This is a genomic window from Vibrio neptunius (assembly GCF_000967495.1).
GTDB lineage: Bacteria > Pseudomonadota > Gammaproteobacteria > Enterobacterales > Vibrionaceae > Vibrio > Vibrio neptunius.
The window spans coordinates 1-14,979 of sequence record NZ_JXXU01000015.1; the positions used below are offsets into that span (position 1 = coordinate 1).

General features: G+C 44.4%; 12 protein-coding genes and 1 pseudogene. 5 read left to right on the forward strand and 8 right to left on the reverse strand.

Annotation, left to right across the window (positions count from 1 at the left end):
- Nucleotides 1–322: 322 nt before the first annotated feature.
- From TW84_RS05565 to dusA, 7 genes are all read right to left on the reverse strand, one after another.
- The gene (locus tag TW84_RS05565) at nucleotides 323–1,099 is read right to left on the reverse strand and encodes a phosphoadenylyl-sulfate reductase (RefSeq protein WP_045974686.1); all 777 of its coding nucleotides are present in this window, start codon (nucleotides 1,097–1,099) and stop codon (nucleotides 323–325) included.
- Nucleotides 1,092–2,828 (reverse strand): assimilatory sulfite reductase (NADPH) hemoprotein subunit, encoded by a 1,737-nt coding sequence (gene cysI, locus TW84_RS05570; RefSeq protein ID WP_045974687.1) that lies wholly within the window; start codon nucleotides 2,826–2,828, stop codon nucleotides 1,092–1,094. The genes TW84_RS05565 and cysI overlap by 8 nt, the downstream gene beginning before the upstream one ends.
- A complete protein-coding gene (locus tag TW84_RS05575; RefSeq protein WP_045974688.1) occupies nucleotides 2,828–4,687 on the reverse strand; it encodes an assimilatory sulfite reductase (NADPH) flavoprotein subunit in 1,860 nt (619 codons plus the stop codon). Before TW84_RS05575 ends, cysI begins: the two co-directional genes overlap by 1 nt.
- Before the next feature lie 126 nt (nucleotides 4,688–4,813).
- The gene (locus TW84_RS05580; protein WP_006963181.1) at nucleotides 4,814–5,044 is read right to left on the reverse strand and encodes a hypothetical protein; all 231 of its coding nucleotides are present in this window, start codon (nucleotides 5,042–5,044) and stop codon (nucleotides 4,814–4,816) included.
- 146 nt (nucleotides 5,045–5,190) lie between these two features.
- Nucleotides 5,191–5,865 (reverse strand): TIGR04219 family outer membrane beta-barrel protein, encoded by a 675-nt coding sequence (locus tag TW84_RS05585; RefSeq protein ID WP_084720191.1) that lies wholly within the window; start codon nucleotides 5,863–5,865, stop codon nucleotides 5,191–5,193.
- A 91-nt stretch (nucleotides 5,866–5,956) separates the two neighbouring features.
- Nucleotides 5,957–6,166 carry an envelope stress response protein PspG gene (gene pspG / locus TW84_RS05590; protein ID WP_045974689.1) on the reverse strand — a complete coding sequence of 70 codons (210 nt, stop codon included), beginning with the start codon at nucleotides 6,164–6,166 and terminating at the stop codon, nucleotides 5,957–5,959.
- A 171-nt stretch (nucleotides 6,167–6,337) separates the two neighbouring features.
- Entirely contained in the window at nucleotides 6,338–7,339 is a 1,002-nt protein-coding gene (dusA, locus tag TW84_RS05595) for a tRNA dihydrouridine(20/20a) synthase DusA (RefSeq protein ID WP_045974690.1), read from the reverse strand.
- A 100-nt stretch (nucleotides 7,340–7,439) separates the two neighbouring features.
- Here dusA and TW84_RS25030 point away from each other — a divergent pair.
- The 5 genes and pseudogenes from TW84_RS25030 to TW84_RS05615 form a co-directional block, all read left to right on the forward strand.
- Nucleotides 7,440–7,747, forward strand: a pseudogene (locus TW84_RS25030) (site-specific integrase); the annotation flags it as partial.
- A 788-nt stretch (nucleotides 7,748–8,535) separates the two neighbouring features.
- Nucleotides 8,536–9,573: a response regulator gene (locus TW84_RS05600; RefSeq protein ID WP_045974691.1), complete on the forward strand. Its 1,038-nt coding sequence runs from the start codon at nucleotides 8,536–8,538 to the stop codon at nucleotides 9,571–9,573.
- A gap of 21 nt (nucleotides 9,574–9,594) precedes the next feature.
- Complete coding sequence (locus tag TW84_RS05605; RefSeq protein ID WP_045974692.1) at nucleotides 9,595–13,212, forward strand: response regulator; 3,618 nt, start codon at nucleotides 9,595–9,597, stop codon at nucleotides 13,210–13,212.
- Between the two features lie 166 nt (nucleotides 13,213–13,378).
- Nucleotides 13,379–13,837, forward strand: coding sequence for a zinc uptake transcriptional repressor Zur (zur, locus tag TW84_RS05610; RefSeq protein ID WP_205622465.1), 459 nt, complete (start codon nucleotides 13,379–13,381; stop codon nucleotides 13,835–13,837).
- 15 nt (nucleotides 13,838–13,852) lie between these two features.
- A complete protein-coding gene (locus tag TW84_RS05615) occupies nucleotides 13,853–14,314 on the forward strand; it encodes a chemotaxis protein CheX (protein ID WP_006963190.1) in 462 nt (153 codons plus the stop codon).
- Nucleotides 14,315–14,359: 45 nt separating this feature from the next.
- On the opposite strand, the gene cysC is transcribed toward TW84_RS05615, so the two are convergent.
- The gene (gene cysC / locus TW84_RS05620; RefSeq protein WP_045974694.1) at nucleotides 14,360–14,977 is read right to left on the reverse strand and encodes an adenylyl-sulfate kinase; all 618 of its coding nucleotides are present in this window, start codon (nucleotides 14,975–14,977) and stop codon (nucleotides 14,360–14,362) included.
- Between the last annotated feature and the right edge of the window lie 2 nt (nucleotides 14,978–14,979).

Below are 14,979 nucleotides of genomic sequence, written 5' to 3' on the forward strand. Positions count from 1 at the left end.
TTAGTGTCAACCACTTTTTTAAACTTTTTTCGTAAGCGTTTCCGCTTGGCTAGTTAACCTATCGACTTCGCCTGAACCCTTGTGAGCCCTTGCCCTGTCGACATGGAGGCATTATAGAGATCGGCATCACATTAGCAAGCGTTATTTTAATAAAATTGCAAAAAATAACATTTAAACGCTGACTTTTCGCTCAAAGCCTTATTTATCCAACTTTACCCCAATATAGCGAACACCATACCCACAGAGTTATCCACAGTAGCTATTTTTTCAGGCAAAATAAAAGGCCGCATTGCGACCTTTCCTCTTACTATAGAAAAGCAGATTAGATGCCTGAGCCATCTTGCTCGCTTTCATCTTCATGGAGCCCACATTCTCGTTTAAGGCCGAAGAACCGAGTTTCTTCTTCACTCATTCCTGGCTCCCATTTCTTGGTTGTATGAGTGTCTCCAATGGATAAGTACCCTTCATCACGTAACGGATGATACGGCAAGCCATGCTGTTCTAGATAATAGTGAACGTCTTTGTTTGTCCAATCGATAATAGGCAAAAACTTAAACACGCCATTTTGAATCGTCAGAATTGGCAGGTTTGCTCGAGACTTAGATTGCTCACGGCGCAATCCTGAAAACCAAGTCCCCACTCTAAGTTCATCCAAAGCGCGACGCATAGGTTCCACTTTGTTTAGGCGATTGTACTGTTCAATTCCCTCTATACCTTGCGCCCACAGTTTTCCATAACTTGCCTCCTGCCATGCCGCACTCTGCTTTGCACGATAGACTTGAAGGTTAAGGTTCAGCTTTTCCGTAAGGTCATCAATAAACTGGTAAGTTTCAGGGAAGAGATAGCCAGTATCTGTCAATATGACCGGGATATCAGGTCTAGCCTCCGTGACTAAATGCAGCATCACCGCGGCCTGAATACCAAAGCTTGAGGAAACAGCGTGTGTTCCTTCCAGATTTTCTATCGCCCAGGAGACTCTCTCCTGAGCCGTTAGCTTTTCGAGCTCTAAATTAATTTCCGCAAGACGGAGAGCCTGCTCCGTCTTTGTTGCCGTTAAGAGCTCTGCTAACTTCAGTTTTGAAGCCACGGAGTTAAGCATAAAAGTCCCTCTTAGAAACGAACACTTCATCGATAATGCCAGCTCTGATCGTGAAGTCACCAAAGCACTCACCGTCGGTACGCTCTTTGGCCCATCGACCGACTAGCTGATCGATCTCTTCTAGGATCTGTTTGTCGGTGATGTTTTCTTTATACATCTTAGGTACGCGCGTACCGCCACGATTACCACCAAGGTGCAAGTTGTAACGGCCAGGTGCTTTACCTACCAGACCAATTTCAGCCAACATCGCACGGCCACAGCCATTCGGACAGCCTGTCACACGTAATATAATGTTGTCTTCTTCCGGCAGGCCGTGTTTCTTGAGAATGTCTTCAACGTCCGTAACAAATTCTGGCAAGAATCGTTCAGCTTCAGCCATTGCCAACGGACAGGTTGGGAACGCAACACAAGCCATTGAATTCTTACGCTGCTCACTAACGGTTTCATCCATCAAACCGTGTTCAACAGCGATTTTCTCAATTTTCGCTTTATTGCTTTTTGAGACTCCTGCAACAATCAGGTTCTGGTTCGCCGTCATGCGGAAATCCCCTTTGTGGATTTTCGCTATCTCAGCCACACCTGTTTTAAGAGGCTTACCCGGATAATCCAGCAAACGACCATTTTCAATAAATAGAGTCAGGTGGTACTTGCCGTCGATCCCTTCGACCCAGCCGACTCGGTCGCCACGTTCAGTAAATTCATATGGACGGCTTGCTTCAAACTCTACCCCAGCACGCTTCTCCACCTCTGCTTTGAAGACATCACTGCCCACTCGATCAAGCGTGTATTTAGTTTTGGCATTTTTACGATTCGACCGGTTACCCCAATCACGCTGGGTAGTAACGACTGCCGCTGCAACATCTAGCGTTTTCTCAAGAGGGATAAATCCAAAATCATCGGCACGTCTTGGGTAAGTAGAGGTATCGCCATGAGTCATGGCTAGGCCACCGCCCACCAATACGTTAAAGCCCACCAGCTTGCCATCTTCAGCAATCGCGACAAAGTTAAGGTCATTCGCGTGTACATCGACATCATTTTGCGGTGGTATCACAACGGTCGTTTTGAACTTACGTGGTAAATAGTTGCTACCCAGAATTGGTTCATCATCCTGAGTAGTTTCTACTTTATCGCCATCCAACCAGATTTCTGCATACGCTTTAGTCTTAGGTAAAAGATGCTCACTGATTTTCTTCGCCCACTCATATGCTTCTTGGTGTAGCTCCGATTCAACCGGGTTTGTAGTACACAATACATTCCGGTTCACGTCACCCGCTGTTGCTATGGAGTCAATACCAATGCTGTTAAGCGTCTGGTGCATCAGCTTGATATTTGGTTTTAACACACCGTGAAACTGAAACGTCTGACGCGTCGTTAGACGAATACTTCCATACAAAGAGTGTTCTGTTGCGAACTTATCAATCGCTAACCACTGACCTGGTTTGATAATACCGCCTGGCATACGTGCACGTAACATGACGTTATGCAATGGTTCCAATTTCTGCTTAGTGCGTTCATTGCGGATATCACGATCGTCCTGCTGATACATTCCATGGAAGCGAATCAGTTGGAAGTTATCTGCAGTAAAGCCACCGGTGATACGATCTTGTAGGTCTTGTTCAATCGTGCCACGTAGGAAATTACTTTCTCTTTTCAGGCGCTCGTTATCTGCAAGGGGCCCTAACTCTTCGCCCAAGACAATCTGTTTATTATTTTCGGTAGAAGCACTCATTAGTAAACATCCCTTTGGTAACGTTTCGCTTTACGGAGTTCGTTGATAAATTCTTCGGCATCATCACGTGATAGTTTGCCGTGCTGCTCTACGACGTGAATCAGCGCTTCATGGACATCTTTCGCCATACGTGTCGCATCACCACAGACATAGATGTGTGCCCCTTCCTGAAGCCATTGCCATACTTGTTCGGCGTTTTCCAAAATACGATGTTGCACGTAGACTTTTTCTGCTTGGTCGCGACTGAAAGCCACATCAAGACGATTAAGCAAACCTGACTTTAGGTACTTTTGCCACTCAACCTGATAGAGGAAATCTTGGGTAAAGGTGCGGTCACCGAAGAATAGCCAGTTCTTACCACCTGCTTCTCGGTCATCGCGCTCTTGGATAAAGCTTCTGAACGGAGCGATACCAGTACCGGGGCCAATCATGATGACAGGGGTATTGTCATCTTGAGGTAGTTTGAAGTTTTTGTTGTGTTCAACAAACACTTTAACTTCACCACCTTCCTCTAAACGATGAGAAAGAAAGCTAGACGCACCACCAAAACGCTTTTCATCTCCCTTGACATATTCAACAAGGCCAACCGTTAGATGGACTTCTTCGTCCACTTCACTCTGACTAGAAGCAATAGAATAGAGGCGAGGTGTCAATCGGCGCAGCAAACCAACCAATTCTTCAGCGGATAGTTTGGTTTTCTTCTCTGCCAGGACATCGACCACTTGGGTGTTGGTCGCGTATTCGCGTAACTTGTCTTTATCTTCCACCAGCTTAAGTAGTTTCTTGCTACCCGATAGCTCTGCAAATTTGGCGACAAGTTGCGGGTTTGCTGACGTTATCTCGTACTTACTCACCAGCGCACTGTGGATGGAAATACTTTCACCATCAACATCGACACTTTCCACACCAGACAGCCCTGCTTTAGCTAAGACCGCATTCGCAAGATCTGAGCTGTTCTCGAACCACACACCAAGTGCATCACCCGGTTGATATGTCAGGCCTGAGCCATCCAAGTCGATCTCGACATGGCGGACATCTTTACCTGAATCCCGACCAGTGATCTTCTGGCTTGTGAGCAAGGTTGCGGTGTAAGGGTTTTGCTTGTTGTATTGCGAGTGGCCAGGTGCAGCTTGACCGACTGGCAACTGCACAACTTCCGCTTCAGTACCTGATGCCAACGCTTCTTGGACTTTATCAAGCGCGTTTTGACGCCACTCACTCGCGGGCTGTTCGTAATCAACATCACAATCAATACGTTCAATAAATGAGGTGGCGCCAAGTTTAGACAGATACGAGTCGAAATCTTTACCTGTCTGACAGAAGAATTCATAACTCGAGTCACCTAGGCCAATCACACCGTATTTCAGGTTTGGTAATTTAGGCGCCTTCTTAGACTGAAGAAATTCATGCAGCTCAATCGCATTATCTGGGGCTTCACCTTCACCATTAGTGGAGGCAACGATAATGACGTGTGTTTCCTTAGCAAGGTTCTTTCCTTTGTAATCGCTGGCATCAAACAGCTCAACTGCAATTCCTTGGGCCTTGGCTTCTTGTTCCAGAGCTTCAGCAACGCCTTTCGCGTTGCCCGTCTGAGAGGCAAAGATAATAGAAAGCTTGCCTGCAGGTTTTACGGCAACTGCCGCAGCCGCCTGACTAATAGGTGCTGCAGCACCCGCTGTTTGAGGTTGAGCTTGAGATAACCCCCAAAAATAACCGCTGACCCACGCTAACTGTTGCGGTGACAGTTCTGAGACTGTTTGTTTTAGCGTATTCAGTTGTTGATCATTTAAAGGAGCAGCGATTGACGGTAGTTCTTGTGGTGTGTTTCCTGGAGAGGACACGTTCTTGTTCAAAGACATGGTCTCGACATCCCTATTCATTGCGTGATGATAGATTAACCACTCCCTTTAATAACAAGAAAGAATAGAAATGAATGTTTTATAACTTTTGGAATTAAAGAAAGCCGAAAGTTTAAGCAGGTCTGATTACTTAGCTTCGACACGTACCTGTCTGAACCCTACAGCCATTGCTGACTTTGAAGCTAAATCCAGATCAAGATAGTGGCACTCCTCCCCATGAGAGTCGGTTAACAACACAAAGCCGCCACGTGCATGACGAAACTCGACAATCCAACTTCCTTCCTGCGCAGAAGGTTCAATGATGGCTTCAACTAACTGATTTTCTCGATAAAGGTTTCTAAGTTCATTGATCGTCATAGGAATCCTTTCTCTGAAGTTATTGATAAGAGCCCTTATAAGCATGGTCGAAAGACAAAAAACTGCTAAACGAAAAACGAAGATATAACGAATAGGCATAAAAAAACGCCGCGATATTACGCGGCGTTTTTTAATACTCTTGCCGTTTAGAAACTGTATTCGGCACCAAGGAAGACACCATTCGCCATAATAAAAGGCTTGCCCAACGTGCTATCCTCAATATTGGACTTAAATTCATCAGACTCAAGATCGATCACGCGGTACCCTCCACGGAAAGTTACCGTTGAACTATTCAGTGGCATTCGATATTGCATACCTGCCATCAAGTCAGTGCTCTTGATACCGCTACTATCACCAAAGTTCATTTCACCGATGATGTCAAAATTTGTGTCTGGCACTGTCATTTCAGCGTAGCCATAGAATGCCCACAGCAATTCATTAAAATCTTTCGTTTGACCCGTTTCGACGTTCTTGTGCTTTGTATTACTCATATTGCTGAACGTAATACCGGCATCAAAGTGCAGTAGGTCGTGTTCCATCACTTGGTAGTACAGCGTTAGATCCAGCTTATCAAACGCCATGAACTCGTTATCAACGCTGGCTGTTCTGATACGTGCATTCGGTACATACTTAATGTCGTGCTCGATCGCTGCATAAACACTTGGAGTGACTTCTTTATCACGGCGGATTTCATTTACTTCTGTGTCTACCCACCATGCTTCAGCACCTACTTTTGTAATCACAGAGTCTTCTGCCATTGCTGCTGAACTTGCCATCGACATCGCAGCTGCAGTAATAACCGCCAGTGCTGATTTGTTCATCTAATTTAGCTCCTGAGCTCATTGGGGTAAGAGATGTTGGAGCGATAGTATCACATTCTGCAAAGCGGTTTATGTCAAATTACTACGCGGATTAACGGTGGCCATACACGTAGTTTTTGAAAAACCAAATACCCACAGCAATAACAATCAGCCACGGGATAAGTTTAATCACGGCCCCGACCATCCCGAGTAACACCATCACCATCAAAGCAAAACCCGCCGCAGCAAATACCGTGAACATAGTAAGACCTGTCACCAGCAGCGTTGCAATAAAGACCAATACAAAGATGAGTTCAAACATATCTTTCTCCTTAGTTATCTTTCACGTTGCAGAAAGTAAGCCAAGTTAAAGAAAAATACATAACCATATGATTTTAATAAAATAAAAAAAGAGACGCTTTATAAAGCGTCTCTTTTATTTATTATCTTAGTTGGTCAAATTCACCACCCCAATACTATTAAGTGGTGAAATTTACACATTCAACTCTTTAGGAATTTTACTCAGCGCCGTCTCTACCACTTCGATACCAGAACCTGGCTTGTGAGCATTCTCACTGATGTAACGACGCCATTGACGCGCTCCCGGCATATTCTGGAACAAGCCCAACATATGACGAGTAATATGACCGAGATACGCCCCTTTCTCTAGCTGGCTTTCAATGTAAGGGTACATCTCTTCCACAACTTGAGTACGCTTCTTAACAGGCTTATCCAATCCAAAAATCTGCTGATCAACTTCCGCCAGCATATATGGATTCTGGTAGGCTTCACGGCCAACCATAACACCATCTAGGTGCGTCAAGTGCTCTTTGGTGTCCTCCAGTGTCTTAACGCCACCATTAATAACAATATTTAGGTGCGCAAAATCTTTCTTCAGCTGATAGGCACGCGGGTAATCAAGAGGTGGGATTTCACGGTTCTCCTTTGGGCTTAGCCCAGAAAGCCAAGCTTTGCGTGCGTGAATAGTAAATTGATCACAGCCCCCCTTCTCGGAAACCATCGATACAAAGTCGGTCAGAAACTCATAAGAGTCTTGATCATCAATACCGATACGAGTTTTCACCGTGACTGGCACATCCACCACATTACGCATTGCGGCAACACATTCCGCCACAAGTTGTGGCTCTGCCATTAGACACGCGCCAAAGCGACCATTTTGTACACGATCAGACGGGCAACCAACGTTAAGGTTGATTTCATCATAGCCACGCTCTTGTGCTAATTTCGCACACGTCGCCAAATCTGCAGGGTTTGAGCCACCTAACTGAAGTGCCACTGGGTGCTCTTGCTGGTTATACGCCAGAAAATCACCTTTACCGTGAATAATCGCCCCCGTCGTCACCATCTCGGTATAGAGCAAAGTTTCGCTCGTCAGCAATCGATGGAAGTAACGACAGTGTCTGTCAGTCCAATCGAGCATGGGTGCAATGGAAAAGCGGTTAGCCGCGTATTTACTAGTATTGTCAGGTTTCATAAGGTGTTACTCGAAATCTAGATACTGCATATACATACAGCAAATTGCTAGAATTGCCTCAAATCACCCCCATATAGTACGTATAAATGGAGTAGGACAAATGGCGTCATTCAGCATTAAAAAACGAACACTGTAAAGCGGAGAATCACGCTTTACAGTAGACATCATAGTCAAAAAGAATTCGGCGATTATACACAGAGAATCGAAAACATTCAGGAAAAAGAACTCGCTAGAGCCTACGAAAATAAAAGGGTTAGAGAGTTAGAAGATCCGTACTCACAGCAACAAAAATCCGTACCTATATACGTACTACTAGACAGGTTTATGGAAGAACCTGATTTATGGGATAAAACAGGCCGTACTAAGCTGTTCGTGATTAATATGCGGCGAGATGGTGATATTTCACGAACGAAACGTAAGTTTCAGATAAAAAAAGAGCTGGCCCAAAAGTGAGTTGGGGGCCAGCACCGTTCCATGAAGCAAATGAAATGATTGACAAATTACCCATAGGGATTTTTATCGTAGATGAACACCATATGAAATCAATTGCATTCATGGAATTTCAAGTGTGTATCGCAAGATTTTGCGTATCACACCTAGGTTTAGAGTAATTGTTCCACACACACTACTGCGGATGTGTGATCTGCAACAAGCCTAACTGTGCATAAAATTCACGCAAAAAAAAAGCTGGCCCTTGGAGTTGGCAGCCAGCATAAACATTTGAATTGAAAATGAAAGATACATGAATGTTACAGTTTCATATCATCCCGATTAAGGACATGAGCAACCATATGGCAAGCATGATATCAACTCAAGCACATATGGCGATATATTTGGTTCAGACACAATGTTTTTGCCGTTTTCACTACTAACCACACAAATCGCATACCATTTAAATGATTGAAAACATTAGGTTAATATAAATAAACTTATCTATTAAAACTTTTAGAAATAAACTTTTTCGAGCTGTATTCTAAACATTTTGTATGCCACACATCCTTCTATCCAAGCTTGTAAATAGCAAATGCGTCGACCATGGGACTTTCCTAACTGTTCTTGGTAAATCTGTACATGTATCACTGTTCCAGTTATTTGACTCGTCTGATTAGCTAATTAGCACTGCAACTATTTATAAATATTCACTATTCTATCTGTAGATAGCCTATTAAGAGCGCATGGTAGAAGGATTTACTCATATGGCCTCTGATACATTAGACAAACCAACCGTACTGGTGGTCGATGATATCCCAGACAATATCCATACTTTGTCTGGCATTCTCTCCGATGAATTCAAAATCAAAGCCGCCACCAGCGGCGCGAAAGCTCTCAAGATTGCCAACAGTTCTCCACGGCCCCATTTGATATTGCTCGATATAATGATGCCAGAGATGGACGGCTATGAAGTATGCTCGCTCCTTAAGTCCAACCCACTTACATCTGATATCCCCATAATCTTTGTAACGGCTAAAGCAGAAGTAGTTGATGAACAGAAAGGCTTCGAGATGGGGGCCGTAGACTACATAACCAAACCTGTCAGCCCACCTATTGTTAAAGCTCGTGTGAAGACACATATTGCGCTTTACGATCAAAACTTGGCGTTATCGGTTCAAGTAAAGCAAAGAACCGAACAATTAGAGCGTAGTCGCCTCGAAATCATTCAACGCTTAGGCAGAGCTGCTGAGTACAAAGACAATGAGACAGGCATGCACGTTGTTCGGATGAGTCATTACTCACGCATTCTGGCTGAACAACTCGATGTCAGTAAACGCTGGGTCGAACTTGTCTTTCAGGCTTCTCCCATGCATGACATCGGCAAAATTGGCATCCCCGATAACATTTTAGGCAAGCCTGGCAAGCTAGATGGTGATGAATGGACGGTGATGCAAAAGCACGTCAATTTCGGCGCAGACATTATCGGAGAAAGTGACTCACTCCTGCTACAGATGGCAAAAGAGATTGCGCTTTATCACCATGAAAAATGGGACGGTAGTGGCTATCCTCATGGTACTCGAGGTGAAGCGATCCCTTTAAGTGCTCGCATAGTGGCGATTGCGGATGTGTTCGACGCCCTAACCAGTGAACGTCCTTACAAAAAAGCGTGGACAGTTGAAGATGCAGTGGCATTGCTGGAAGAAGGTGCTGGTGCGCATTTTGACCCTAACCTAGTTCCTATATTCATCAGTCAACTAGATGAAATCCTCAAAATCAAAGAATCCTTCAAAGACGAATTTTAAGTGCTTCGGCTAAGGTAGAGAATGAATCAAGTACAGAACTATGCGCTCGACTCTAAGCGCATTCTAACCGGCTTTGTTATTGCTTCTGTGATGTTACTAATTGCTGGCAGTATAGGCTGGATGAGCCTTAACCAGCGCTTTAATACAGTCGATCAGTATGCAAGTAATGCCCAGCTATTATCGACCTTAGATAGCGTTAAGATGCTCGAGCAAAGCTACATTCGTCTACCTCAGGATGAAATCTCAGATGACATTTACCGTCAGATAGATAAAGCTAAAACGCTATCAGACATCGTTATCGCCAACGGTATTGATGCACAGATTACAGGCTTGCTAGCGGATTATCGGCAGGAATTTACCCAGTACATCACACTCAGTCAGAATGAAACCACGACTCGTGAACAAATGAGCTCCATTGCCGAGCAGGCTTCTAATACTATCGATGTGATTCAACAGCTGCATGAAGATTTCATTGAAAACGGCATGGTAAGTATCGAGGAGCTGAGGGAGCAAGTGGATGAAGATTCAGACAGTGCGATTCGTGCCCACTGGCTTGTTGGATTAATTGCAAACTCACAAAACCACCAGAAGTCATACGTACTTACTAAAGACCAACAGGAACTTAACCAAGCACAGTTTGAGCTGAAGAAAATAGATCAACTCATCACTTTACTCGATGGCAAACTAACCGAACAAGCCAGTATCAATAAACTGATCTTGGTCAACAATGCTAAAAACCGCTATCTCAGCGCCCTCGTTCAGTTAAGAAGCTGGTCTAATGTTGGTGAAAAGCTCCAGCAAAGTATTCTCAATCAAGTAAACCGTTCTGGTGACGAACTGGCTCGTTCAGCCACTGACTTAAGAAATCACCTTCAAGACATTCTCCGAGCATCGCAACAGGCCGTTTCAAGCTCTCAGATTGCCATTAGTGAGCGTCTTGCTGTCAGCTCAAATTTACTTGTTCTTCAATCTTCGATCAGTGAAGCACAACAACTCGATCGCGACTATTCACTGTCACTTTCACCAACACGCCAGAAAACGATTGCTGACCAAGTCAATGATTATCTGGAATATTCACTGCGTCTTCTCGACGGCCTATCAGCTCAAGTGCCGACCGATGAAGAAAAAATCAATGTCGACAAAATACACACACTGACCAACAGCTACTATACGTTGTTCAATCAATTAACTTCAGCACGCAGTATTACCTCACAGCAGATCGCCCAGTTAGAAACAACCTACGACCAATTACAGTCTTTCATTCAACCCGTTTACCAAGAGCAGCTAAATACGGTGGAAAATTCCGGTTCTATTGCCAGCTATCTAGCGATTGGTGGCGGTATCTTTGTCGTGACTTTACTGCTGCTGGGTTTACTCGCCCATAAATCTCATACAGCACTGGAACGTTTTGCCGATAAGCTAGCATTGGCAAGAGACGATGCCGATGCTGCAAACAAAGCCAAGTCAGACTTCTTAGCAAACATGAGCCACGAGATCCGCACACCGATGAATGCCATTATCGGCATGAGCTATCTTGCACTCAAAACGGAGCTTTCCAAGGCTCAACGTAACTACATTCAGAAAGTGAAGCTTTCCGCCGATTCCCTGCTCGGTTTGATCAACGATATCTTAGACTTCTCAAAGATCGAAGCGGGTAAACTGGATATCGAAAACGTAGACTTCCACCTAGAGAATGTTCTCGATAATGTTTCCAATCTCGTTGGTCTACGCGCGTCTGAACGTGGGCTGGAATTATTGATCCACATTGATCGCGATGTACCAACCGCACTCGTTGGCGATCCTCTACGTCTAGGTCAGATCTTAATTAACCTAGCCAACAATGCAGTGAAATTTACTGAACAAGGTGAGATCAAAGTCAGTATTGCGTTGGAGAAGAAAAACGGCAGCGACATCACTCTCAAATTCTCTGTAACAGATAGCGGTATTGGCATGACTCCAGAGCAGTGTAATAAACTGTTCAACAAGTTTACTCAGGCCGATAGTTCAACCACACGCAAATATGGCGGTACCGGGCTCGGGTTAGCGATCAGTAAAGAACTTTGTCAATTGATGAGCGGTGACATTGGTGTAACAAGCGAACAAGGTAAAGGATCGACGTTCACCTTCACCGTTCAACTAGGTGTCAGCCATGCGTTGAAGCAAGAGCAATTGTTGGTACCGAAAGAGCTCGGTCAACTGAAAATTCTGGTGGTCGATGATAACGCTAGCGCTAGGCTGATTGTGGAAGATATTCTTGAATCCCTTCAATTTGAAACGGCCAGCGTCACTAATGTTGATAGTGCGCTTGATGAGTTAGAAGAAGCCATCACCAACAAGCAACCTTATGATTTAGTGATTTCTGACTGGCAGATGCCAGTCAAAGACGGTATCGATTTAGCAGAAATCATGTGGGACAGACTGGCTGAGCCTGATCAACCAAAACTCTTAATGCTGACAGCTTATGGCCGTGAAGAACTGACCGATGCCTTCGTCAATCGCCAGTTAACACCGCCATCAATCCTAGACAAACCTGTCACCTCTTCACATCTGTTCGATGCGATAGTGACACTTTATGGCGTTGAAGGCAGTCGTGTAAGCCGCAGTGATGTTGAAGAGCAAACACAACTGGCCAATGCCCAACAGCTAGCTGGTGCAAAATTGCTACTAGTCGAAGACAATGAGATTAACCAAGAGCTGGCCACCGAGCTACTTGAAGGCCAACAAGTACACGTGACGATCGCTGAAAATGGTCAAGTAGCGATCGATCTGTATAAGAGCCATGACTTCGATGGCATTTTAATGGACTGTCAGATGCCAGTCATGGATGGCTATGAAGCCACAGAATTTATACGTCAAAAACTGGATGATAAACACATCCCAATCATAGCCATGACGGCTAACATCATGGAACGCGATAAAGAAAAAGCGAAGAACGCGGGCATGAATGACATCATCGCCAAACCTATTGATGTCGGCGCCATGTTCAGTACTTTGGCAAAATGGATTACACCTAAACACCCACAACAACTGGTTACGGGATCAGAACAATCTACTGGCCAAGTTCCCGGCATTGCTGGTCTTGATATTACTTCAGGCCTAACCCGTGCGAGTGGCAATGCCGATTTGTACACCAAGCTCATTCTGCGCTTTGCCAGCACCTATGCAGATACCAACGCTTTAAAAGCCGCTGTCACCGACGAAGACAGTGCAACACGCAAACGCAATATTCACTCTCTCAAAGGGGTCGCAGGCAATATAGGAGCGACTTCGCTGCACGAGCTTTGCCAAGAACTGGAGCACGACAGCACAAATCAAGACTTACGCCAAAGAATGCTTAAATCACTCACCGCACTGGTCGAGAATATCCACGCCAGCGAACTCCACAGTGAAAAGCCTGCGGTATCTTCTGCAAATGGTATTTTCAATCAGGATTTGTTTGATCAGCTCAAACAAGCCGTAGATGAAAACGACACTCAAGCACTGTCTATTATGGAAGATATTGCATCTAGCTCTTCGGTTGGGTTGTCTGAATCTGACTTCACCCAGCTAAATAATGCGTTGGAAGAGTTTGATTTTGACTTGGGGCAGGAGATTTTATCCAACAGAGCGCACAAAGTGAGTAATACCAATGCGCCGTAGCAGTATCGTTTTATTAACATATAAGGTAACTTATAACACTCAAAGCAGCTCCAGTTGCCCTAACCACATCGAGAGTGGTTAACTCACTGACTGTATTATCAGAAAATGCCTCTTGATAAACGAAATCCATCGAGAAATGGTATATTATTATTAAAGTCCAATGGTTATGGTGAAAAATTTGGACCACAAGCTACTAAAGCAAATTGAAGAAATGTGTGCATCGCGAGGAGTTAGACTTACTCCTCAAAGAAAAAGGGTTTTTGAGCTGATTTGTTCCAGTCCTAAATCGTCAAGTGCATACGAGTTACTGGAAGAGCTGAAGCAGAGTGAACCTCAGGCGAAACCACCGACCGTGTATCGCGCACTCGACTTTCTCTTGGAGCAAGGATTTATACATCGTGTTGAATCCACTAACAGTTTTATTCAGTGCAGCTCTTGCAATGCTCATAAGCACTACTCACATTTACTGATTTGCGACAAGTGCAGCAATGTTATTGAACTTCAAGATGATAGTTTGGTAGCCTTGCTAAAGGATAATGCTGAAAAACATGGCTTTACGATCACAAACCACGTGATTGAATCTCATGGAATTTGTCAGTCATGTTCAAGTGAACAGACGGAATAAGAATAGAAGAAGATTATGCGCGCTGAATTTGTAAACCCGTTTTTAGCTTCTCTGATGAACGTTCTAAAAACGATGGCTTCTCTGGAATTGAAGCCACAGAAACCTCGAGTAAAAAAAGATGAGATTGCTCGTGGTGATGTTTCAGGTTTAATTGGGATGGTAGGTCAGCAGACACGCGGTTCTATGTCTATCACATTCGATGAAAATCTGGCTCTGGAAATCATGCAGAACATGTTAGGCGAACGCCCTAACGGTTTAAATGACGAAATTACCGACATGGTTGGTGAGATAACTAATATGGTCGCTGGCGGTGCAAAACGTATCCTTTCTGAAAGCGGCTTCGATTTTGATATGGCAACACCCATCGTCGTATCGGGCAAAGGCCACACTATCCGACACAAATGTGAAGGCGCGATCATCATCATGCCGTTCACATCTCAATGGGGTAATGCGTTTATCGAAATTTGTTTCGAGTAACACACCTTTCGATATAGAAAAAGCTTTCTTCGGGAAGCTTTTTCTTTATGCGATGATGTTTCTTTGTTTAAGTACAACTAAACAATCATCCACCAGCGAATCAATGGACTTCTCACCCGAAAGCAAGTTAATTTCAGGTTTCAGTGGCGACTCATATGTCGAGTCAATCCCAGTGAAATTAGTGATCTCTCCCGCGCGAGCTTTTTTGTACAGCCCTTTAGGATCCCGTTGCTCACACACTTCCAATGAGGTATTAACAAAGACTTCAAGAAACTCCCCTTCTGGCAGTAAATCCCTTACCAGTTGACGTTCTGCACGATGCGGTGAAATAAAAGCCGACAACACAATTAAACCAGCATCAGCCATCAGTTTAGCCAACTCACCAATACGGCGAATATTCTCACGACGATCTTGCTCGGAGAAGCCCAGATCACTGCACAGACCATGACGCACATTGTCACCATCCAGCAGATAGGTGTGATAACCCAGTTCTGCAAGCTTGTTTTCCAACGCGCCAGCAACCGTTGACTTCCCTGCCCCAGATAAACCGGTAAACCAAAGCACAACTGGTTTTTGTTGTTTTAACTCTGCTCTGAAAGCCTTATCTATATTATGCTGATGCCAAACGATGTTTTCTTCTTTGGTCGGCGTTTCCGTAGTCATAA

Coding starts and splice junctions, on each gene's coding strand:
- cysI (WP_045974687.1), bottom strand. CDS start 2,828: ATGAGTGCTTCTACCGAAAATAATAAACAGATTGTCTTGGGCGAAGAG.
- TW84_RS05600 (WP_045974691.1), top strand. CDS start 8,536: ATGGCCTCTGATACATTAGACAAACCAACCGTACTGGTGGTCGATGAT.
- TW84_RS05575 (WP_045974688.1), bottom strand. CDS start 4,687: ATGTCTTTGAACAAGAACGTGTCCTCTCCAGGAAACACACCACAAGAA.
- zur (WP_205622465.1), top strand. CDS start 13,379: ATGGTGAAAAATTTGGACCACAAGCTACTAAAGCAAATTGAAGAAATG.
- TW84_RS05585 (WP_084720191.1), bottom strand. CDS start 5,865: ATGAACAAATCAGCACTGGCGGTTATTACTGCAGCTGCGATGTCGATG.
- TW84_RS05605 (WP_045974692.1), top strand. CDS start 9,595: ATGAATCAAGTACAGAACTATGCGCTCGACTCTAAGCGCATTCTAACC.
- TW84_RS05565 (WP_045974686.1), bottom strand. CDS start 1,099: ATGCTTAACTCCGTGGCTTCAAAACTGAAGTTAGCAGAGCTCTTAACG.
- TW84_RS05615 (WP_006963190.1), top strand. CDS start 13,853: ATGCGCGCTGAATTTGTAAACCCGTTTTTAGCTTCTCTGATGAACGTT.
- dusA (WP_045974690.1), bottom strand. CDS start 7,339: ATGAAACCTGACAATACTAGTAAATACGCGGCTAACCGCTTTTCCATT.
- cysC (WP_045974694.1), bottom strand. CDS start 14,977: ATGACTACGGAAACGCCGACCAAAGAAGAAAACATCGTTTGGCATCAG.
- TW84_RS05580 (WP_006963181.1), bottom strand. CDS start 5,044: ATGACGATCAATGAACTTAGAAACCTTTATCGAGAAAATCAGTTAGTT.
- pspG (WP_045974689.1), bottom strand. CDS start 6,166: ATGTTTGAACTCATCTTTGTATTGGTCTTTATTGCAACGCTGCTGGTG.